This is a genomic window from Priestia sp. VA7 (assembly GCF_055710015.1).
Map to the genome: position 1 here is coordinate 1,204,206 of NZ_JBVQPN010000001.1, position 21,205 is coordinate 1,225,410.

A 21,205-nucleotide genomic window follows, 5' to 3' on the forward strand; every position below is an offset into this window, starting at 1 on the left:
AGATGAAGAATTTTACTTAGTAGTTATTCATTGCAGGATAAAAAACTTAAATATAAAGAAACCAAAGAGAGCGTGAGAAAATGGGAGAATTGCTTCGATTATTAAAAAAAGGAAATAAGTCTGCACTGTTAGCAGGGATAGTTAATGCCATTATTGCAATCATTAAAGGGGCGACTTTTATACTAACGGGTAATGTTGCTATGTTTGCAGAAACAATGCATAGTCTGGGGGATGCTGCCAATCAATTTTTTGTTTTTATAGGTTCAGCACTTAGCAAAAAAACACCAACAGCTCGGTTTCCAAATGGTTTTGGAAGGCTGGTAAATTTAGTTTTACTTGGTGCGGTATTAATTGTAGGAATTATGTCATTTGAAACCATAAGAGAAGGTTTTCGTCATATACTACATCCCACGGAATCTTCGGGTTTTATTTTAAATGTTAGCGTGTTAGGCATCGCCGTTATGCTTGAAGCAACGGTTCTATATAAAGCAATGAAAGAGATTGTTTATGATGAGGACATTGAAGTTAAAGGGATAAACATATTATTCCAAAGCTTTAAAAGGTTAAGAAATGCAAAACCGGCAACAAAGCTGGTTTTTATGGAAGATTTAGTAGCAACAGGAGGTGGGATATTAGCTATTATTGCAGTAATAATTTCTAATTTCACATCTTATCATCAAGCTGAAGGAATTGCCTCAATTTTAATTGGATTAATGATGTTCTTTGTGGTTGGAAAGGTTTTTCTAGATAACGCTGCTGGAGCAATAGGAGAGGCTGATGAAAAAATGGAAGACAAGATAGGTTCTTTAGTAATGAGGGATCCCGATGTCAAAGATATACAAGGGATAAATGTTATTAAAGAAGGAGAAGATTTCCATGTGGAAATAGAAATTGAAATTGATCCTACCTTGACAGTCGCCGTTGCGGATGATATAAAAGATCGATTAGAAAAAAAGATTTTAACAGAAAAAGGAATAACTGATGTGTTAATCGAGTTTGATGAAGATGATGGATTATTAAACTGGAAAAAATAAATTAAACGTATTATTAAAACCTTATTGATAGAAAAAACAAGGCCATTTTATTCGCATTCTTATAATAAGAAGGCTTTTATATAGAAAATATAGTAAAATTCGTTTATGAAAACTCAACATATTAATAAATAACCTCTATGCGATACTTAAGCAAATACTTTCAATTAAAAGAGAAAGAAACAAACAGCTTAAAAATACAAATAATTATTATATAAAGAGAGGTAACAGATTTATGAAAGAACAGGTATATAAGACCTAAAAATTTGCAAATAGAGATTTTATAAAAGGTTTAACAATAGGTACTATAATTGGAGGAGCAGCTATATCTATGTTCAATGAAGGAACAAGGACTAAAGTAAATAAACTTGTAAAGGATATAAAAAAAGTAACTACAAATAAATCTTTTATATTACAAAACAACCCTTTAGAGGCAAAGAGAAATTGTATAAGTGGAATTAAAAGAATTTTTTCTACTGTAGAAGCATTGAATAACACTATTGAAAAAGCAATAGTAAATCAAAGAACAAGTAAATAATGAATAAACTCTCAAATTTAAAACCATGAATTTATTTAAAAGTTCACTCTCCTTTTATTGGATATTAAGATTGATGGATTTGATGTAGCTCGTGCATCTATAATAAAAAGAAGACATTCAAATTTAGAATGTCTTCTTTTTATTTCTCGGCTATTACTTTTCAAGTTTATTTAAAAGGACTTGGCTAAATTCATAAGGCGCAAGATGAATTCCTTCTTCTGTAAAACTTTGAACTATAGAGTGTCTTAGCTTGCTTTCTATTTGTTCTTTAATCTCAAAATTTATTACTGGAATCTCAACTAAGAAATCCATAGTTCTATTTCGAAAGTTCACAAATCGAATAGTAGGATTTGGTTCATTTAATATCCCTTCAGATTTTCCTTTAACTTTTGATACGGCTTCGTGGAGAACCTTATCAACTTTCTCTGTACTAACTCCATATTCTACACTTACAGTAACTTCTGCTATCATTTCAGATCCAGTTCGATTTTTAATAATGTGCTCAATAAAATATTGATTAGGTATAATTAAAGTCCCTTCCTTAGCAGTTCGAATAATTGTAGATCTAAGTCTGATATTTTCCACCCTCCCAATCCCCTCATTAAGTTGAATAACTTCTCCTACTTCAATTGGTCTTTCAAATAAAATAATAATTCCACACACAAAATTTCCTGCTATGTTTCTCATTCCAAAACCAATTCCAATACCGAGCACACTAAAGATTGTCCCTAATCCGGTTAGATCAATCCCGACGCTCTTAAAACTTATTCCTAAGGCTATAATCATCAATGTATAATAAATAATTTTATTAAATGTATAACCTAAACCGTTATTAATATTGTAGTGTTTATAAACTGGCTTCAATACATGCGTAGTCAATAATTTAATGAGTTTATGAGCAAATAATATACTCATAATTACAATTAAAATAAGGAAGAATGATACATCTATTCCTCCTTGAGAATATAAGGGGCGGAACATCCATTTTCTATTAGGAAAAGAGAATAAGAATAAAAAAATTACAGCATAGATAGTAATCCAATTTAACAAAGAAACAATAGAATTGAAAAAGTTCTTTGATGGATATGTCTTCTTTTTAGAAACAAAGTTAACTGTCCAATGAAGTAATCGATTTCCCAAAAGGATTAAACTCAAATCAATAATGAACCAAAAAACATTGAGTATTGATAAATTTTTTAATATGTCATTAATCATAAAGATCACCTATTTTTAAGATATATAAGACCATTCCTGTTATATTTAATGATCAAACCCTATTCTTAAAAGGTTTCTTTATTTAAATGTGGATTTTTTGAAGCATTATATAATTTTTAGATTGAAAATTTTAAATAATGGGAAAAGAATTTTAAATAATACTTCAGAAAGTTGAGGGGTGTAATGAATAAGGTTATATCTTTTAGTAAAAAAATCATACTAGAAATGAAAGAAGACCGTGCAACTGAACTTGCAGCTGAACAGGCCTATTATTATATGTTATCAATTTTCCCCATGCTTATTTTACTTTTATCCATTGTTCCCTATTTATCTATTGAAACGAAGGAAGCCATTCATATATTACAAAGTGTAATGCCAGGGGAAACTGCCACTATTTTCAAAGAAAATGTAGTGCAATTTATTAGTAAACCCAGTGGTGGAATTCTAACATTCGGAATCTTAGGAACTATATGGTCTGCCTCAAATGGTATAAATGCTTTTATAAAAGCAATAAATCAAGCATTTGATGTGGAAGAAACTCGTTCGTTTATAAAAGTAAGATTACTATCAATTGTATTAACAATTGGGCTAATCTTAACGCTTTTAGTAGCCCTTGTTCTTCCTGTTTTTGGAGGTATTCTTTTAAAAATGTTAAGAGAATGGCTTTCCTTCCCACCAGGGACGGCTATTATTTTAGACATACTTAGGTGGATAGTTGCAATTGGGATTATGATATGTATTCTTTCTATCTTATATCATCTTGCTCCTAACAAGACATTCCCTTTTGCACATGTATGGCCGGGAGCAGTTGTGGCAACTATCTTATGGCAATTAACATCTCTTATTTTCTCTTTCTATGTAAATAACTTTGGCAGCTATTCAACAACATATGGGAGTTTAGGGGGAGTGATTGTGCTTATGCTATGGCTTTTCCTAACAGGCTTAATTCTTGTTATAGGTGGAGAAATAAATGCAGCATATCATAGAAGCAAAATCTCTACAGTTCAAAACCAAGCTCAAGATACATCAATGTAAAAGATGAAAACCGTATTATATTATATATTATTACAAGTTTTTAATAGTTCGGGTATTCTCTAGAACCTATATTTACAATATTTTTGATACGGACTTTAAATTTTTAAAAGCTAAGTAATTAATCCCCAGTTATATATTAAAAGAAAGGAAGTAGGAAGATGAATAATATAGAAAAAAAGAAATTTGAAATTATTAATTTAAAAAAGCAGGATGAAGTGAACAAGAATTTAATCAAAGTCTCAGAATCCCTTGTTGCTGTATTAAATCAATTTAGAGAAGAACCTGATAATAAAGAGGTTCTAGCTGTAATGGCGGATTTGGAAGGTCAAAAAGAACAATTAAAAGCTAAAGCAAAAAAATTATCTGAAGAGCTTGCTCATTTGTAAAATATAAATTATTCCATGTACCAACAGCAAAATTGAGATAGAAGTTATGTTATTTACGATGCATGATGTTATAAAGAAACAGCTTACAATATAGATCAGGAAAAATAGTTCTGAAAACACCCCCATTATCTATTTTTGTAATTGAATTTAAATTTTAATAAGTATAGGCCCAGGTTTAAAGCTATCCCTGTTAGGATAAAGGTAAAATATCTTAATTTATGGGAGGAGATTAATATGAACGTATACAGTCAACACAGGGGGAGAAAAGAATGACAGAATCAAGAAAAAGGTCCCCTCATCCCCAAGAGACAAAAAGCAGGGATCATGCTGAGCACTATTCTACAGAGAATAAAACCTTATTTGATCGCTTTAAAATTGAACAAACAGTCGACTCCATACCAATTGAAGAAATAAAGATAGAAAAGGAAGACGAAAGAAATAAAAAGAAAACTAAAAATGAATCCTCAACTGAAAATAAATATAAGAAGAGTTAATGTTAAACCAATAGTATAAGATACTAAAACTTTAACAACCTACTAGACTAAAAGGTAAAAAGTGCTCTAAAGGGGTGGGAAAAATGGAACAGTTGGATAAGATAGAATTTCAAACAATCTTTGTTCATTTACATCCAGATGTATTAGCACAAGGTAGTATTTATTTTATCGGGCTAAATGAGTGGGATAGTGAACTTCCTCCAGCAAGTATTGAACATTTACGTTTAGACGTCGCTAAAGAAAGTTTACCCTGGAATCCGGAAGATCACCTTGTTGTAGAAGAAGGGAAATTTCAGTGGGATGCTGTAAAAAAGACTTATATAGAAATCTCGACTTAATAAAAATCTCGACATTTTACTATGTCGAGATTTTTTCATGATACTTATTTTTTCATTATTTTACATAGTTCCATATTGTACGTCTTGATTGAAAAATACACTATTGGCCCATAACATTTCCATTAATTCTTGCATTTCTATTTTATTTTTTTAAGTTCTTTTCAGTCTATCATTCCTTTGTTAATTAAGATTGAAGGAATGCCCTCTGCTATTTTTCTAATTTTTTTATATTTATAAGAGAAAAATTCTACTAAGAAAACAATAATTCCCCAAAATGATGTAGCAAATAAAAATTCAGTGATTCTAACATTTTTGTCATAGATAGCATTACCCAAGAGCTTACTCAATAACAATGTAGCTATAAAATCTAAGAGGGTTAACTGATCTATCCTCTTTTTACCAGTTTGTTACGATAGGATAAACGGGAATTAGAAAAATGAATATGAAAGTAACGATGCACTAAGAATTTTCTAAGACATATTGTTCATCTATATAATTATTCTATTTCTCTTGATGAGGTGGAAATTCTCTTGCAGAAGGGTTAATAAATTAAAGTGAAAAATTTATCAATCTTTAATTTGAAGAAAGGAGCAAAAAATGCCAAATTTCAACGAACAAGACCAATCTATAAAGGAGTTTGAGGTCGAAAAGGCATATCTGCAATTTATCTTTCCATTTACTTTAAAAGAAGAGTGTTCAGATAGCTTATCCCAACTACTCCAACAACAAGGCTATGATTTTTTTACACTTGATAATTCCCATTTACAAGATAAATACTATGGTGACCACCATACCGTTTCACATTATCGTATGGAGAGAATTTTTCTACCTAATATTGAACCTATTATCTTTCCATCCGTCTCAACCAAAAAAGAAGGTTTTAGAAGATTCTCTAAGGCATTCAATCAGGAATTCTTCCTAAAAGGAAAGTACCTTCAAACAATTTTTCAACTATTGTCCATAGATATTATTATTTGTCCTTTTCAAATAGGCATGATGAATATACGCGTTGAATTACCTGATAACATGTCTTACTCAGAAGTAATAGAATTCACTGATTTATTTCGTGTGATGGAACCTCTTGTAGAGGAAGATTCAGATATCCAGATAGGGACAAAAAATCAATCTTATAAAATGATAAAATCTTTCATTTTTGAATCATTATGTCCTTTTATGAAAAGTTTTCTTGATGAAAAAAATACGAACTCTTCTTATTTTGGAAGCCTACCATTCTATATAGATGAAAGGCTATATGTAGTAGGCAGTATAGTATTGCAAGAAGAAAGCAAACTCGAAGTTCAAGACCTTTACCGATTAGGAAGCATAAGTGGATTTGACAACAAAGGTCATCCATTTATCGGAGCAAAAAACCCTGCTTACATGGAGCGATTTTATGATGATCATGTGTACGATAGGTGGGCAGATGAAACGTATTATGTGGTAACAGATTACATGTTTGCATGTATAACCAAATCTCAAGGAGAACTTGCCCACATGCTCGCCAACCAAATGTTTGGGCAATACTATTACTCATTTCTTCTTTTTTACTATTATCGAATCATTCTTATGAAACTCACATATGACCAAAGAAGAATTCATAAGGGACAAAATGAGGTTGAAGTGGATACTCTTATTGTTAAAATAACTGAATTTTCTGCTAAAATATACAATCCTGAAATAAACAGCAGGTTAGCTGGAAAAGAGATTTCTAATTATTTCAAAAAATCTCTAGGCATAGATAACTTATTTACCCAGGTAAATAAAACCCTTAACGACTTATATAAAAATCAGGAGAGAATGACCTCAAAAAGGCATAATTCTTTATTGCAAATCTTAACTCTATATACTGTTGTATCTGGAATTTATGGAATGAATCTAGTGATTCAAAATTGGGAAGGGAAAATTAAATGGGATAAGGTTCTACACTACACGATTTTTGAAGATATCGCTTTACTTGTAGCATTGTCAGGAATTGGAATTTCTAGCGTAATAGCTATTCAAGCTGTTAAGTCCTATATTAAAGAAAAGAAACGGAATAAGAAAAACTATCTATAAATACTCCATTCTTAATTATTCTATATTAGTCATTATTTTATATATGTTAAATGAAAAGAACATTTATCAAACAATCCTGGATGTGAGAAGTTTATCTCTTATTATTTTAGATAAAAGTAACATACAAAGAGATTATTAATAAGTCCAATTTCCCATAGAAAATTTATTGAAAAATAAAGGTGAAAAAATGGAATTTACATTTACAATTATTTATTTAGTGATCATAGCTACCATAATCGAAATTAATACTATTTTATTTACAATAACTGGAATAAAAAAGCCTGTTTCTCGATTTCAAGTAATATCACTAATGACAGGAACTGGTTTTACCACAGGAGAATCCGAATTGATTTTAGGTCATCCTTTTAGAAGAAGATTAGGTATTTTTTTAATACTATTTGGTGCTTTTTCGTTTGCCGTTATTATCTCTTCTTTAAGTAGTATATTATCAAATAATGTGCTAACCCCAAAAGTATTATATATAGAAGGAGCACTGCTTCTCATATTTTTTCTTCTAAAACTTCCATTCTTTCAAAAAGTTTTAGCAGATAAATTTGAGGAAGAATCAGAGGAATCATTTAAAATAGACGAATTACCAGTAAATCAAATTTTATTAACTAATGAAGCAGATTGCCTTTTAGAAATAAAAATTGATGAGGAGTCATCCTATATTAGAAAGTCAGTGAATGAATGCATAAATGAAGATGAAGACATATTAGTACTTTTCTTAATGCGAGGGGAGTTAAGAATAAGAAAGAAACTTACTCATTGTAAAATTCAAGCAGGGGATCGTTTATTGGTGTATGGGGATAAACAGTTAATTGAAGAGAAGTTTAGGGGAGAAATAGAGAAAGCCGAAAAGGAAACGTCCTAAGACGTTATTTGTGAAAATATATTTATTTAAAGTTAAAAACTATTTATAAAACGCTTAAGGTTTTAGAGTACTTCTTTACCTATATTTCACAAGGTAATTTTATTATCACAACAAATTTCAACTTTTTATTTTTATATTTTTGCTTAATGATAATGCTTTGCATTTTGATGAAGGCCATAATATTTTCAGAGGAAATATATATTTTTTTAAAAAAGCTATGCAAACTTTCTTTAATTAACCGGTGAAGAAAGTTTGTACAGCTTTTTTTCTGATGTTACTCAATAGGAGGAACATCATCTGCCTTTGTTGCAATCACTAGTATACGGCCCCAATTCAATTCCTTTTCATATTGTTGAACTTCTGCAGCTGATAATCCTAAGGAGTAAAGCTTAGTGTGTAGTTCATCTTTGCAAAAATGAAGTGAATTTGCCATTGGTTTGTTGTCTCCAGGTTCTGATATACTGATATCATTTGTATTTAACACATTTGTCAATTCCTCAGTGCGATCTCTTTCATGTGCTAATAAGTAGATATTGTCCTTTCTGAATCCCAGACTTAAAAATTGTTCAATAGCCTCTTTTACTTCATAACCATCCTTTACAGCTCTTATTTTCTCCATTAAAAAACCTCCTTAATCACATACAGGCTATTTAATTGAAGTTTGTGATATGAATAACTAGCTACCTATCTTCTTGGACATTTCAACTATGATTTAAACATTCTAAGTTAAGATATGAGACCTACAAATATATTTATTGGAATTGAAATAGCAGATATAACTATGATGAAACATACCTCTTTCAAATAGTTAAAATCTGCTCGAGATGCAACTAAACTGTTTTACAAGTATATTAATATAGTTAGTGATATAGGTTGATAATTCACTGTTTCTTTTCATTATAATATTGTACAGGAAACATAGATCCTTCTGAGACCATTTTATTATCTTCAATGTCCATAGGGTCTGGATGACCAGCTTTGTGTATAGGGAACGAAGTCAATTTTTGAGTCGATGACTTATATGGAATAGCTTTTTTTACACTTCGAACAAACCCTTTTACCTTATCTAAGTTTGATTTATCCTTCAATAAATAAGTTGTAATCCCTACGCTTACTGTTGAAATAGCAAGACCAGAAATAAGTGCTTTTTGTCGCATTCCACTTGCTCCTCTCTATTTTTATTTAAACTTTGAACTCATTTTCCCTATGTGATAGCTTAATAAACCTGTATTTTTAGATGTCGGTTACTGGTTTAAGGATTATCCATTAAATTTAAAAAGCACCTCGTTCAATTTAACTTATAGATTATCCCTTAATCGTATTCTAATTCAAATTTGGATGTTTTTTACTATTCCAAAAAAAGTTTTATAAAAGGACATGCGGGTATTAAAAGTAACACAGATGAAATTAGTTTTCTAAATAGCTTTTTATAATAGAAGGAGGAGTTACTAATGACAAAAAATGTGATAGGTACTTACGAAAATGAGGAGGCTGTGGTCACAGCGATTCAAAACTTAAAGACTCAAGGATTTTAAGAGAAAAATCTTTCTCTCGTAACCACTAACGATATAGATAATGAGGATTATCTAGAAGTAGAAAACAAAGAGGGAATTGACATAAAGAGAATTGAAACGACGGAGACAGGTCATCAAGACGAATCGATTATGGAGAAAATTAAACATGTATTTTCACCAGATCACTATCAAGAGCCTCATAAAGACAAAGCTAAAGTGGAACAACGTTTAATTAACCTGGGTGTTCCACTCACAGAAGCAGGTCCTTATGCAGATGATTTACAGAAAGGAAAGGTATTATTGTTAGTAAATGCTAATCGAGAGACAAAAACAAATTCTTTCTTAGAAAAGAGAGGGGATTCTGCTTTTGCCAAAGGTGACTCTGTTTATGATAAATCATTATATGGGGAACATCGTGAACATGAACATGGCGTTCCAAAGAATACAGAAGAACATATTGAGTTAAAAGAAGAACAATTACATGTAGATAAGGAAAGAGTCCAAACCGGAGAAGTTCAAGTCGATAAGGAGGTTCTTCATAAAGAGGAAACGGTCAATATTCCTGTAGAGCATGATGAAGTATATGTGGAGCGTCGTCCTGTATCGGATAAACGAGCCAATACACAGATTATTGAAGATGAAGAATCTGTTCGTATCCCCCTTGAAGAAGAGAAAGTGACCGTATCAAAAGAACCTGTGGTAACAGAAGAAGTAGTGGTGGGCAAACGACGTAAAGAAGAAAATGAAAAAGTATCGGAGACTCTAAGGAAAGAAGAAGTGAATATTAAAGAACAAGGCGAGCATGTAACATCAAATAATAAAAGAGCTAAATGAACCATAGGGTAATAAATGTTATCTATAAAAAGAAGAGAACTACTACAGAAGCAGTGGTTCTCTTTCTTGATTTGAAATTTCTTAATCTCTATTTTAAATTTTCAGTTTTAATTGAGGTTGAAATACCTTCAAGAGCTGTACCTGCTTTTTTACTTTCTTCAATACTTGTTGCTATATCACCAAGAGAAACAATGCCAATCAGTTTATCACCTTCCATAATAGGTAATCGTCGTATTTGATAACGAGTCATTATCTCTGCAACTTGTTCTAGGGACATTTCTTTAGTACCATTGATTACGTGCGGTTTTACTATTTCAGCTATCGGTGTATTAGCGTTACAGTTATTTGCTAGCCCCTTCACAACTAAATCACGATCTGTTACTAATCCAACTAGCTTATTGCCTTCGCAAATTGGAATAGCTCCTACATCTAATTTTTTCATCAGATTAGCTACCTCGCCACAAGAGCTTTTAAGATCACAAGTCTCAACGTCTTTGGTCATTATTTCTGTTATATTCACCACAAAATCCCCTATTAACTAATTTTCTTATTTTACTTTATTCCCTTATACATTTTTAAAAAACTTAATTTTGTATTGTATAAAATATCTTTAGAATTTTTTATAGACAACGAAATAAAAAGAAGAAGGAATTTAAAAAACAGGAAATGTCTTTAGAGTTTATATTATGGATAGGGAACTTATAAAGGGAAAGATAGAAGCTTTATATACATAGAACAATCATTTACTGTAAAAGGTAAAATATTAAAATATAATATAAATAAAAGAATAAAACTACTTTAAAAATAAAAGAAATAGTTAAAATATTTTCGTTAAAATTATTTTAACTATTATTCCTTTTGTAGAAAAAGTGAATTCATGGCCACACTTCTAATAAATTCATCCATTGTAAAAGGGAGAAATAAAAAGGTTATCATCTGTCATAATATATTGATGTAATTGTTGCAGAGTAGTATCCAAAGTAGAAGATAAAGACTCAGCAGCATATGCACAAACTGAAACTATACCCTCCTCCTCAACAAAATTATCGGCAGTTGATTCAAATTCTTCTAGTAAAAGAATATCTGGTTTCTCTGAAGCCCATTCTACGTGAGCCCATGTTCTTATCATCGTATTTTTCATTTTCAATATAGACAAATCTTCTTGAAAATGAGTAAGAATAGTTTTTGTGTGAAAATCACCATTTGCCAAGTAATAATCAAAATTATTAACTAAACGAATAGATTCTTTTTGTTTATGACTAAACTTTTTATCAATAGTAGCTTTTATTAGGGGAAGGGCCCTCATATTCTCAATTATCAATATACATTGTTTACTCTCTAATCCATTCTTAATAAAACGCATTAAATTATTTATGTAAAATTGTTTATCTTCAAAACGGTAAAAGACATGACCTTTATCAAATTTTTTAAAACTAGATATAGAGTTAATTGTTTTCATAGTTCACCTCAGAGTGGTTTTAGTAAAATTTCTAAAAAATCTACAGAGTAATAAGGTATTCTTATTTGTGTGAATTTTACATATTCCGACGTTAAATGTCCTTTAATATACAGAAAAACTAATGGATTAGTAATTTTCTGTTTTAAGATGTGTATAGCATACAAGATTTCTATTTATTGGATTAATCATATCACAGAAGGCGAATTCGGCTTTGATTTTTTTAATCCTTTGTAACAAATTGTTTAATAAATTATGAAGATTAGAGTAGAGAACTTTATACTGAGAAATTAACAAAAAAATAAGTATTTTGACACGTGGTGGTATAATTAGTATAAAAACTGAATAATAGCCTCAACAGGATTTTCGGAGGAGATCATGAAAGATGAAATAGGATTTTTAGGGGATAAAATCTTAGAATATAGATTTGAAATCGCTAATGAAGTACATGAAAATAGAATAGATGATATTACAGAAGAATAAAAGAAACAATTGTCTCCTCTTGAAGTGGAACTTATTAATATCCGAGCTCACTTTATAATTCTATTTGGTGAAGTTCTTAGGGATTACTTAAATGAAGAAAGAGCACTCCAAAAATTTACCCAATGGGGAAAAGAAACAGAGGAAATGTTTTGCAATTTGAAGGTGCCATTGGATGAAGCATTAAAAGATACAAAAGATTATCGCACTTTCTTATGGAAGATATTGAAGGAAGTAATAAAGGAAAATAATCTATCAATAGATACGGTATTTGAAGTCGGCGGAATTATTGATCCTCTGCTAGATCATGCTGCTTATTCCTTTAGTTTAAGTTATGTGCATTTCTATCAATTAACCCTTGAACGTGCGCAAAGCCGCCTTTCTTGAATTATCGGTCCCAGTTGTCCCTTTAGCTAAAGGAATGGCTATTTTTAGTTTGCCTCTCATTGGAAATATAGATACGGAAAGAGCCAATTATCCAATGGAGGAAGCGTTGAAATCAGCGAACAGACTACAGTTTCAACGTTTAATAGTAGATTTATAGAGTGTTTATATTATAGATACCATGGTAGCAGATGGGATTTTCAAAGTGATAGACGCGTTAAAGCTTCTAGGTGTAGAAACAGTCTTAACAGGAATTCGTCCGGAAGTTGCACAGACTACTGTAAGTATTGCTATTGATCTCAATAATTTGACTATAAAATCAAGTTTACAAAAGGCGACAGAAAATCTCCTTATTCGTTTTTAAAACAATAAATAGGAAAGCAAGAAATAAAACGACTGCCTAAATGCATTCATGAATAAGAAAATGAGGGAGTGACAATTATTGAAAGGGATTATAGGCGTTGCTAAGTACTTAGATGATAATGCAGAAATGTTAGCAAATGAAATTGTGCAAGAAATTTCTCAGAAACCCAATTTTGAGGCTTTACAAGAGGAACTTGAACAAGCAATTATCGTCTATACTGAATTTATTAAGTTTTTAGGAAAGAGTCTCTTTAGTAGCGAAAACAACGTACCTGAAGGGCTTGTTGAATGGAGTAAGACCAATGGTAAGCGTACAGCATCTCAAGGGGAGAGAGTCTCTATTATTATTGCACGCTATCCTCCTACGCGCCTAGTCTTCATCGATTACCTTACTAAAATAAGTATAGAGCATGGACTTTCTTCAGAAGAATTGGTATTTATTAATAAACGATTTAACTATTTGCTCGATATAAGTATTAATGAAACCATTATAATATTTGAACAAGTGAAAGATAAAATTATTCAAAAGACGCAGCAAGAAGTATTGAAATTATCTGTTCCTGTGGTCCCCATTCAAGATAAAACTGCCGTTCTCCCATTAATTGGATCTATTGATTCAGAAAGAGCGGAATATATCTTGAATAATGTTATCTTGAAAATTCTTGAAATGAGGGTAGAGTATCTAATTGTTGATTTCTCAGGTATCTTAACTATAGACGCTATAGCTGAACGTTACCTCTTTGATATTTACAGTGTTCTCCGCTTACAAGGTATTGAGGTGATGATGACTGGTATAGGACCTGAATTGGCCCAAACCATTGTTAGAAATGGAATTGATTTCTCATCTATTAAAACCTATGCAACGGTTAAACAAGCGATAGAAACTCAAAAAAGCTAGGGAATTACGTGTCTCGGCTTTTTTATAATAAGTTGATTTAATTGGTATGTCATTTTGACTCAATTAGATCTGCAGGCTAGATTTCATTCTAGAAAAGATTTAGGACACGAACCTTATAGTTTACTTAATATGAAAATTCATTAATTTCCTTATACTACTATTTAGTATAAAGAATAATTGGTTCATTTTTTTATATTTGAACGGGTAAGCATGAAGCCAATAATTCGTAATTGGCTTAATTTATCTCTAATTCTAAAAGAAAAGACATCAAATTTGTAATCGTATTGGATGTCTTTTCTTTAAAGAATTCCATTATTTAAATATAAATGGTTTATTAGGAACAGTTTAGGTTGGTAATGTTAAACTGCTCCTATTTTATTTTTATAGAGTAGGTAAGTTCAACGCTGTATCGATATTATTTAAATCTAAAGTGATTTGTTCATTTGTATCCCAAGCATGGTACCATCCTTTTTCCACCATGTATGCAGAAATTTGTTCATGCATATCAAGAGCTTCCACTAAATGGCGAGTGAGCATTTCTTTAATTTCAGGCGTTCCGGCCTCCGTAACTGCCATGGCATAATTTCTAACTCCACTTTTAGCTGCAATCAATAAATCCATTGCAACCACTTGATCCGATAGGGCATTCATGCCAGTTAAATTTTCAATAATTGGATTCATGTTCATTCATCTCCTCTTTTACTGCTTAGCGTTGGAAAGGATAGAAGTATATTCTTGTAATTGTCTCGTAGATACATCTATGTCTTGCTGCATAATATCTTTTAATTGCTGATCTGTAACTAATCCTCTCATCGTTTTGGACTTAGTCAAACAATTGGTCTTAAATGCAGCCATTTCATGGACCTCAAGAACTTCATGTAAAGCGTAATTCATTTTTTCTACCTCCTTCCTCAAGGTTTTAACAAGACTTTTATACAATTATCCATTTTGGTGTCAAAAATCTCATAGCCACGCTTTGCTTCACTCAGTGGAAGTACATGGCTCACGACATCTCCTGGATCAATTTTTCCAGTTGAAACTAATTCAAACATATATGGCATATAGTGAATTACAGGTGCTTGTCCAGAGCGAATATTGATGTTTCGGTTCATAATATCTCCCATTGGGAATCCATTATATCTGCCACCGTAAACGCCTGTAACTTGAATTGTCCCGCATTTGCGTACTGCTTGTGAAGCCATGATAAACGCACTAAATGCTCCGCCCTGCAGTTTCATGCCACTCGCAAGGAACTCCATATCAGTCATTTTACCGTCCATACCAACTGCATCAATGACAACATCAGCGCCGCCCTTCGTTATTTCTTTCAAATGCATTCCTACATTTTCAAAGTGTTCGAAGTTTACAGTTTCAACTTTGTTGGTACGTTTAGCGTGTTGCAAACGATAGTCTACATAATCTACGGCAATGACACGCTTTGCTCCTTTTAGCCAACAGAATTTTTGAGCAAAAAGGCCAACCGGACCACAGCCAAAAACAATAACTGTATCTCCAGCCTTCACGCCTGCATTGTCAACACTCCAATAACCAGTAGTCATTGCATCGGCAATAACTGCTAACTTTTCATCTGGTTCTTCACAAGTCTCTGGAATTTTGAAATGAGTAAAGTTAGCAAACGGTACTCTTAAATATTCAGCTTGCCCACCTGGATAGCCACCCGTCGTACCAGAATATCCGAAATAGGCACCCATATCACCATTATCATTAGAATTATCACATTGGCTTTCCAAATGGTTTTTACAGTAAAGGCATTCACCACATGCTATATTAAAGGGAATAATAACACGATCTCCCTTTTTTACCTTCGTCACATCTGGACCAACTTCTTCAACGATTCCCATTGGTTCATGGCCAATCACATAGTTTTCTTGCAGGTTAGGAATCATGCCATGAATTAAATGTAAATCAGACCCGCATATAGCTGTACTGGTTACTTTAATAATCATGTCATCTCGTTTTTCAATCTTTGGATCTGGAACTTCTTTGACTACAACATTTTTAATACCTTGATACGTTACTGCCTTCATGATAGATATCCTCCAGTGTTAGTGTTCATCAGGTGTCCGGTCAAACATACCTTTTCTATTGGTCTCAACAGGAAATAGATTCATTTTGCCAATCATCAATGTATTGTTGGCAGAGAGCTGGTCTAGTTGATATTGTTCACTTAATTCGTATGGATGGAACCATTTTTTACTAATCATTAGTTCTGTAATTTCTTGGTGCATGGCAATCCCTTGCATTAACTGTTTTCGCAAGAGAGTTCTAACATCAGGTGATGCAGACTCCGTTAATGCGACTGCGATATTGCGAACACCTTCCTTGGCACGAAGAAGAAAGTCCATCGCAAATGTGGTATCGGCGAGCTCTGGTACGTGTAGCGAGTTTATAGGATCTAAATAGTCATGATTCACTGAATTTACCTCCTTTTCAATTGATTATTGGTGTTGGCCGGTTTTGAGGAACAGGGGCTTCAAAAGGTGCACGTTGATAAACTGCCTGTAATTCTCCCAGCGCTTGTATCGATTGTTCAACATCTTTTTTCATCAATGCTCTCAAATCATCATCAAATACAAGTCCTTGCATTAGCTTTGATTTCGCTAAGCAAAGGGTTTTAAAATTAATAACTTCATGTAGATCCAATGACTCATGATCGGCTAATTTTTGAATATCCATTTCTGATTACCCTCCTTTTTTACGTGAATACAATGTTAGTGTTCCGAATATTGGAGGAAACATTCTGTAATGTTTTTATAGGTGAATTATATTAAGTAGTTATAATGTACATATAATCCGGAAAATTAATTGGTAATAATTAGGGTTAAATGCTTTGGTGGTCCTTTTTCTTGTTAGCTAACAGATAGGTTAGTCGAACAAGAACTCTTTTAATTACATCAAACTTTTTGATTTAAATATGGCATGGAAGAAGGTTAGGCTAAAAAGTATCAAGGGAAATAGTGGGAGGTAAAAAGTGCTGGACTTGAAGTTCATGCTTTAAATCCTAATGCCGTAAAAACAATGAATGAAGTAGGAATCATTATCTCAAACCAAACATCTCATGTAATTAATCCTGAAATTCTTAATAATGCTGCTTTAGTTGTGATACTATGCGGACACGCAGTAGAGTACCTATATGTAAATTATTTACATGTGGAACGAATTCACTGGGGGCTTTGATAACCCGTCAACAGCAGCAGGAATAGATGAAGGAAAATGACATTTATAATTCCATGCTTTTATGTAACGCTCTATAGAAGGATTAACAACATCCATATCTTTCCTTTTAAGAATGTCAAAAAGACGCCCCCCTGTTTTGATCCATTCCTTCTTTAATAAAAGCGTGACAGCCTCATGGGTAAGTATTGTTAGACTAATCAATATAGTGAAGCTTATAATAATAAAAGTATAATTTGTAAAGCGATTACAATAATCATTAGAATGAATAATTGGTTTCAAATTAATCTTCAAGCACTGTAAAGAACGTAAAGTAAGGGATTTATCATATAGAATCCATATTATATTTTTTTAACTAACTAGGGGCGAAACAAATGAAGGATTTCAGATATATTTCACAGCCAGGCTTTACTGATACCGGGATGATTTTTAAGTTTGTACAAAGAAGTAACGAGTTTATTCATACTTTTGCCGAGGGAGAATTACTGTATACGTTGGGGGTTAATCGAGAGGATATCGTCGGAAAGACGCTTCATGATTTGTATTGGGATGATATTGACACTGCCAATTTGCTAAACAGTTATTACAAAAAAGCATGGGCAGGACAGTACATTGAATATGAAGGTAAATTTAGAGGTATTTATTATGTAATTTATTTAAGACCTTTATTTCATAAGGATAAAGTAGCTGAAGTAGTCGGAACTTGTGTGGACATTACTAACAAAAAGATTATGGAAGAGGACATTCTTCAAAAAGAACAAGAACAAAAATTAATGAATTCCTATGCATTCCAGCGTAGTTTGATTGATTGGTTAGATAGTGGGATTGTAGTAACAGATTGCAATAAAAAAATAAGGCTTTTAAATAGGAAATTTTATGAACTTTTCCAGTTGAAGGGTGAAATTGATTGCCATATTGGGATGCACGCTTCGGATTTACATTACCTTTTTGATAAAGAAATTAATAAAATTAAGCTCGGAAATACAGAAAAACTAACAAAAATTACGAAAGAAATTAAAATAGATACAGGTATGACACTACGCTACAATTGTTTTCCCTTAAATGAGAAAAATAATTTTGTAGGCTACTTGTGGGAGTTTGAGGATATCACAGAGCAAAAAAAAATGGAAAGAGTTATTGTTCAGGCAAAAGAAGAAGCTGAAAAAGTGAACATGGCCAAATCAAGTTTTTTGTCTAAGATGAGTCATGAACTGCGTACTCCGTTGAATGGAATTCTGGGTTTTGCTCAATTATTGGAGATGGATGAATCTTTAAATGAACAACAGCGTGATTTTGTACAGGAGATTTTAAGTGGAGGAAGCCATTTATTAAGTTTAATTAATGATATTTTAGACGTGTCAAGAATAGAAACGGGAAATTTAAAGATTTCTGTAGAGGAAGTTCATCTTTTAACTGTCATCAAGGAATGTATCAATATTGTACAACCATTGGCTAAGAAGAAGAATATTAGTATTTATAGCCAACTGGATCAATGGGAAGATATGATGGTTCTTGCTGATCCTATACGTCTTAAACAAATATTGCTGAATCTACTTGATAATGCTATTAAATACAATCAAGAAAATGGAAAAGTCATCGTTTTCTGTCGTTTACAAGAGAATAAGCAGTACATTCATATCGTAGATACAGGTGTAGGTTTTTCTGTAGAGGAATATACTAAAGTGTTTGTTCCATTTTATCGAATCGAAAATACAAAAGAAGAAGGTACAGGGATTGGGTTATCTTTAGTTAAACAGCTGGTGCATCTAATGGGTGGGGATATTAATGTAACAAGCAATAAAGGAACAGGAAGTGAGTTTTGTTTTAGCCTTCCTCTTCCAAATGATTCAAAGACTGTCATACAATGGGGTGAACAAACTGAATTTCCTCCAACAAATAATAGGAAGGAAGATAACTATCGTTTGCTATATATTGAAGATAACGAATCCAACTTGCACTTAGTAAGTAACATCATTAAATCGCAGCCTTCCTATACGCTCTTATCAGCTCGTACAGGAAAAGAAGGAATAGAAATTGTAGCAAACGAAAAAATAGATTTGGTTCTTCTTGATATTAACCTCCCAGATATTAATGGATATGAAGTATTTGAAATTTTAAAAGCAGGCAAAGAAACGAAAGATATTGCTGTCATCGCTGTAAGTGCGAATGCAATGCCAAAGGATATTCAATATACATTAGATAAAGGATTTGATAACTATTTAACAAAGCCCATTCATGTACAAGAGTTTTTGACAATCCTAAGTGAAACGCTAAACAATACAATTAATCAAAATATTCCAGATCATAAAATTTTAAGTACGGGACCACATGGCGAGGAAGCTGCCTCAGCAAAAACACTTCGTTTATCTTTGAAAGAGCTAAAAAAAATTAAGAAAAAGAAATATAAGGCTGCTATTGCTATGCATTATACTGGAAGTGATTGGTCAAGCTCTCAATTGGAAGGAATGCAAACTACTTTTGAGAAAATGGGCATTGAGGTAGTAGCCGTGACAAATGCAGAATTTAAATGGAAAAAGCAAGTAGCTGACATTGAAAGCATTTTAGCCAAAAAACCGGATATCCTGGTGAGCATTCCAGTTGATCCAGAATTAACTGCAAGTGTATATCAAAAAGCAGCCCAAGCTGGTGTCAAGCTGGTGTTTATGGACAATACACCGAATGGTTTGCAGCATGGGAAAGATTATGTAAGTATTGTTTCTGCTGACAATTATGGAAATGGCATTGAATCGGCTAATATCATGGCTGAGAAATTAGATAGAAAGGGTAAGGTCGGGATTATTTACCATGATGCTGATTTTTTTGCAACCAAACAAAGAACGGAAGCATTTGAAAAAACTATAAAGGAAAGGTACCCTGACATTCAAATTGTCGATCGCAGGGGAATTACTGATTCGAATGATGGAGAAAAAGTGGCATCCGGTATGATTGCTCAACATCAGGATTTAAATGGTATTTTTGTTGTATGGGATGTACCGGCTGAAGGAGCTTTGAGGGCAACTCGTACTGCAAAAAAAAGCAATTTAGTCATTACGACAATGGATTTGGGTATGAACGTCGCCTTGGAAATTGCACAGGATGGACCTATTAAAGGACTAGGTGCCCAGCTACCATACCAGCAAGGAGTCGCCGAAGCGATTCTAGCAGGGTATGCCCTACTTGGAAAACAAGCGCCACCCTATGTAGCCGTTCCGTCTCTAAAAGTAATGAAAGAAAATGTAATTGATGCTTGGCAGCTCGTTTATAATGAAGATGCTCCAGATATTATTCAAAGTGTTGCGAAATCAAGAAACGCTAGGGAAAAGGGGGAACAACAAGATGAAAGTATTGATCGCAGACGATGATGTTACCTCAAGAAAATTGTTAAGGTACTTTATTGGGAGTTTATCCAAATATAAAATTGTTGGAGAGGCCGCCAACGGTGAAGAATTGATACACTATGTTACGAAAGAAAAACCGGATCTTGCTTTAGTCGATATCGGAATGCCCTTATTGAATGGGATGGAAGCGGTTAAAGCATGTAAAGAACTTTTCCCGACTTTACAAGTTATTTTTATTACTGGTCATGATAATTATGCACTTGAGGCATTTAACGTAAAGGCAGTAGACTATATTTTAAAGCCAATTGATAGAAATCGTTTATATGGTGCTTTAGAGAGAGCTTCCCAAGTGTCTATTTCACTAGTCGATAAAGAACATTCATTTAAAAAGGATTTAATGATTAAACAGCAGAAAAATATAATGTTTATTCCATTAGAAGAAATTATCTTTATTGAAAGACTTGATCGGAAATCTGTTATTCATACTAAAAATGGTAAATTCGAGACAAATGAAGCTTTAACTAGCTTGGAAGGTGCCGTTGATTCTAGGTTTATGATATCTCATAGATCTTATATTATAAATGTGGAACTTTTAACAAGAATTGAAGCAACGGGTCAAATGTATAAAGCCTATTTTAAAGATTATAAGGAAACTGCAAGGATTTCCAAGCATAAAGTAGACAATCTGCAAAGGTACAAATTATTATAAAACATAGAGCTCAGCAATAAGTGCTGAGTTTTTTTAATTTGTTGTTTTTTTGTTTATATGGATAAAAA

At 32.4% G+C, this 21,205-nt stretch carries 24 protein-coding genes and 2 pseudogenes; 15 read left to right on the top strand and 11 right to left on the bottom strand.

From position 1 onward, the window contains the following. Window positions 1–80 precede the first annotated feature (80 nt). Both AC0C45_RS06415 and AC0C45_RS06420 read left to right on the top strand, forming a co-directional pair. Complete coding sequence (locus tag AC0C45_RS06415) at window positions 81–1,034, top strand: cation diffusion facilitator family transporter (RefSeq protein WP_047934102.1); 954 nt, start codon at window positions 81–83, stop codon at window positions 1,032–1,034. A gap of 328 nt (window positions 1,035–1,362) precedes the next feature. Then, window positions 1,363–1,569 carry a hypothetical protein gene (locus AC0C45_RS06420; RefSeq protein ID WP_171776807.1) on the top strand — a complete coding sequence of 69 codons (207 nt, stop codon included), beginning with the start codon at window positions 1,363–1,365 and terminating at the stop codon, window positions 1,567–1,569. Window positions 1,570–1,722: 153 nt separating this feature from the next. On the opposite strand, the gene AC0C45_RS06425 is transcribed toward AC0C45_RS06420, so the two are convergent. Further along, the gene (locus AC0C45_RS06425) at window positions 1,723–2,784 is read right to left on the bottom strand and encodes a mechanosensitive ion channel family protein (protein WP_171776808.1); all 1,062 of its coding nucleotides are present in this window, start codon (window positions 2,782–2,784) and stop codon (window positions 1,723–1,725) included. 183 nt (window positions 2,785–2,967) lie between these two features. On the opposite strand from AC0C45_RS06425, the gene AC0C45_RS06430 reads away from it, so the two are divergent. The 4 genes from AC0C45_RS06430 to AC0C45_RS06445 all read left to right on the top strand — a co-directional run bounded on the left by AC0C45_RS06430 (window position 2,968) and on the right by AC0C45_RS06445 (window position 5,037). After that, the gene (locus AC0C45_RS06430) at window positions 2,968–3,819 is read left to right on the top strand and encodes a YihY/virulence factor BrkB family protein (RefSeq protein ID WP_034649912.1); all 852 of its coding nucleotides are present in this window, start codon (window positions 2,968–2,970) and stop codon (window positions 3,817–3,819) included. A gap of 158 nt (window positions 3,820–3,977) precedes the next feature. Continuing rightward, window positions 3,978–4,205 carry a hypothetical protein gene (locus AC0C45_RS06435; RefSeq protein WP_034649913.1) on the top strand — a complete coding sequence of 76 codons (228 nt, stop codon included), beginning with the start codon at window positions 3,978–3,980 and terminating at the stop codon, window positions 4,203–4,205. A 269-nt stretch (window positions 4,206–4,474) separates the two neighbouring features. Continuing rightward, window positions 4,475–4,699: a hypothetical protein gene (locus AC0C45_RS06440; RefSeq protein ID WP_237892723.1), complete on the top strand. Its 225-nt coding sequence runs from the start codon at window positions 4,475–4,477 to the stop codon at window positions 4,697–4,699. Between the two features lie 83 nt (window positions 4,700–4,782). Further along, entirely contained in the window at window positions 4,783–5,037 is a 255-nt protein-coding gene (locus AC0C45_RS06445) for a hypothetical protein (protein ID WP_230586520.1), read from the top strand. Window positions 5,038–5,198: 161 nt separating this feature from the next. On the opposite strand, the pseudogene AC0C45_RS06450 reads toward AC0C45_RS06445, so the two are convergent. After that, window positions 5,199–5,429 (bottom strand): annotated as a pseudogene (locus tag AC0C45_RS06450) (DUF421 domain-containing protein); the annotation flags it as partial. A gap of 205 nt (window positions 5,430–5,634) precedes the next feature. Between AC0C45_RS06450 and AC0C45_RS06455 the strand changes: the two are divergent. Together AC0C45_RS06455 and AC0C45_RS06460 are read left to right on the top strand one after the other, a co-directional pair. Continuing rightward, on the top strand, window positions 5,635–7,092 hold the full coding sequence (locus tag AC0C45_RS06455; RefSeq protein WP_237892722.1) for a hypothetical protein: 1,458 nt from the start codon (window positions 5,635–5,637) through the stop codon (window positions 7,090–7,092). Window positions 7,093–7,279: 187 nt separating this feature from the next. After that, a complete protein-coding gene (locus AC0C45_RS06460; RefSeq protein WP_047933520.1) occupies window positions 7,280–7,966 on the top strand; it encodes a TrkA C-terminal domain-containing protein in 687 nt (228 codons plus the stop codon). 274 nt (window positions 7,967–8,240) lie between these two features. Here the strand turns inward: AC0C45_RS06460 and AC0C45_RS06465 are convergent, their stop codons facing one another. Further along, the gene (locus tag AC0C45_RS06465) at window positions 8,241–8,585 is read right to left on the bottom strand and encodes a YflT domain-containing protein (RefSeq protein WP_047933519.1); all 345 of its coding nucleotides are present in this window, start codon (window positions 8,583–8,585) and stop codon (window positions 8,241–8,243) included. Between the two features lie 262 nt (window positions 8,586–8,847). After that, a complete protein-coding gene (locus tag AC0C45_RS06470; protein ID WP_047933518.1) occupies window positions 8,848–9,123 on the bottom strand; it encodes a hypothetical protein in 276 nt (91 codons plus the stop codon). 507 nt (window positions 9,124–9,630) lie between these two features. Here AC0C45_RS06470 and AC0C45_RS06475 point away from each other — a divergent pair. Further along, complete coding sequence (locus tag AC0C45_RS06475; protein WP_330898823.1) at window positions 9,631–10,314, top strand: YsnF/AvaK domain-containing protein; 684 nt, start codon at window positions 9,631–9,633, stop codon at window positions 10,312–10,314. An 88-nt stretch (window positions 10,315–10,402) separates the two neighbouring features. On the opposite strand, the gene AC0C45_RS06480 is transcribed toward AC0C45_RS06475, so the two are convergent. Together AC0C45_RS06480 and AC0C45_RS06485 are read right to left on the bottom strand one after the other, a co-directional pair. Further along, window positions 10,403–10,834: a CBS domain-containing protein gene (locus tag AC0C45_RS06480; RefSeq protein ID WP_237892720.1), complete on the bottom strand. Its 432-nt coding sequence runs from the start codon at window positions 10,832–10,834 to the stop codon at window positions 10,403–10,405. Window positions 10,835–11,212: 378 nt separating this feature from the next. Next, window positions 11,213–11,773 carry an MEDS domain-containing protein gene (locus AC0C45_RS06485; protein WP_237892718.1) on the bottom strand — a complete coding sequence of 187 codons (561 nt, stop codon included), beginning with the start codon at window positions 11,771–11,773 and terminating at the stop codon, window positions 11,213–11,215. Window positions 11,774–12,262: 489 nt separating this feature from the next. Here AC0C45_RS06485 and AC0C45_RS06490 point away from each other — a divergent pair, with 489 nt between their 5' ends. From AC0C45_RS06490 to AC0C45_RS06500, 3 genes are all read left to right on the top strand, one after another. Continuing rightward, window positions 12,263–12,637 (top strand): hypothetical protein, encoded by a 375-nt coding sequence (locus AC0C45_RS06490; RefSeq protein WP_228459503.1) that lies wholly within the window; start codon window positions 12,263–12,265, stop codon window positions 12,635–12,637. Window positions 12,638–12,815: 178 nt separating this feature from the next. Next, window positions 12,816–12,998, top strand: a complete 183-nt coding sequence (locus tag AC0C45_RS06495) for an STAS domain-containing protein (protein ID WP_236691144.1) — start codon at window positions 12,816–12,818, stop codon at window positions 12,996–12,998. 78 nt (window positions 12,999–13,076) lie between these two features. Beyond that, a complete protein-coding gene (locus AC0C45_RS06500) occupies window positions 13,077–13,895 on the top strand; it encodes an STAS domain-containing protein (RefSeq protein WP_013084325.1) in 819 nt (272 codons plus the stop codon). A 381-nt stretch (window positions 13,896–14,276) separates the two neighbouring features. On the opposite strand, the gene AC0C45_RS06505 is transcribed toward AC0C45_RS06500, so the two are convergent. From AC0C45_RS06505 to AC0C45_RS06525, 5 genes are read right to left on the bottom strand one after another with little or no spacing between them, the layout of a single operon-like run. After that, window positions 14,277–14,576 (bottom strand): spore coat protein, encoded by a 300-nt coding sequence (locus AC0C45_RS06505; protein ID WP_029324473.1) that lies wholly within the window; start codon window positions 14,574–14,576, stop codon window positions 14,277–14,279. 18 nt (window positions 14,577–14,594) lie between these two features. Then, complete coding sequence (locus tag AC0C45_RS06510; RefSeq protein ID WP_013084323.1) at window positions 14,595–14,789, bottom strand: hypothetical protein; 195 nt, start codon at window positions 14,787–14,789, stop codon at window positions 14,595–14,597. 17 nt (window positions 14,790–14,806) lie between these two features. Continuing rightward, window positions 14,807–15,943, bottom strand: coding sequence for a zinc-dependent alcohol dehydrogenase (locus AC0C45_RS06515; protein ID WP_128820072.1), 1,137 nt, complete (start codon window positions 15,941–15,943; stop codon window positions 14,807–14,809). Window positions 15,944–15,961: 18 nt separating this feature from the next. Beyond that, entirely contained in the window at window positions 15,962–16,330 is a 369-nt protein-coding gene (locus AC0C45_RS06520; protein ID WP_047933511.1) for a spore coat protein, read from the bottom strand. Window positions 16,331–16,346: 16 nt separating this feature from the next. Next, complete coding sequence (locus tag AC0C45_RS06525; RefSeq protein WP_034649925.1) at window positions 16,347–16,592, bottom strand: hypothetical protein; 246 nt, start codon at window positions 16,590–16,592, stop codon at window positions 16,347–16,349. A gap of 258 nt (window positions 16,593–16,850) precedes the next feature. On the opposite strand from AC0C45_RS06525, the pseudogene AC0C45_RS06530 reads away from it, so the two are divergent. From AC0C45_RS06530 to AC0C45_RS06540, 3 genes and pseudogenes are all read left to right on the top strand, one after another. Then, a pseudogene (locus AC0C45_RS06530) lies at window positions 16,851–17,130 on the top strand (arsenate reductase/protein-tyrosine-phosphatase family protein); the annotation flags it as partial. Window positions 17,131–17,464: 334 nt separating this feature from the next. Then, on the top strand, window positions 17,465–20,452 hold the full coding sequence (locus AC0C45_RS06535; protein ID WP_472927972.1) for a substrate-binding domain-containing protein: 2,988 nt from the start codon (window positions 17,465–17,467) through the stop codon (window positions 20,450–20,452). Beyond that, window positions 20,427–21,137, top strand: coding sequence for a LytR/AlgR family response regulator transcription factor (locus tag AC0C45_RS06540; protein ID WP_034649929.1), 711 nt, complete (start codon window positions 20,427–20,429; stop codon window positions 21,135–21,137). Before AC0C45_RS06535 ends, AC0C45_RS06540 begins: the two co-directional genes overlap by 26 nt. The last annotated feature ends 68 nt before the right edge of the window (window positions 21,138–21,205 follow it).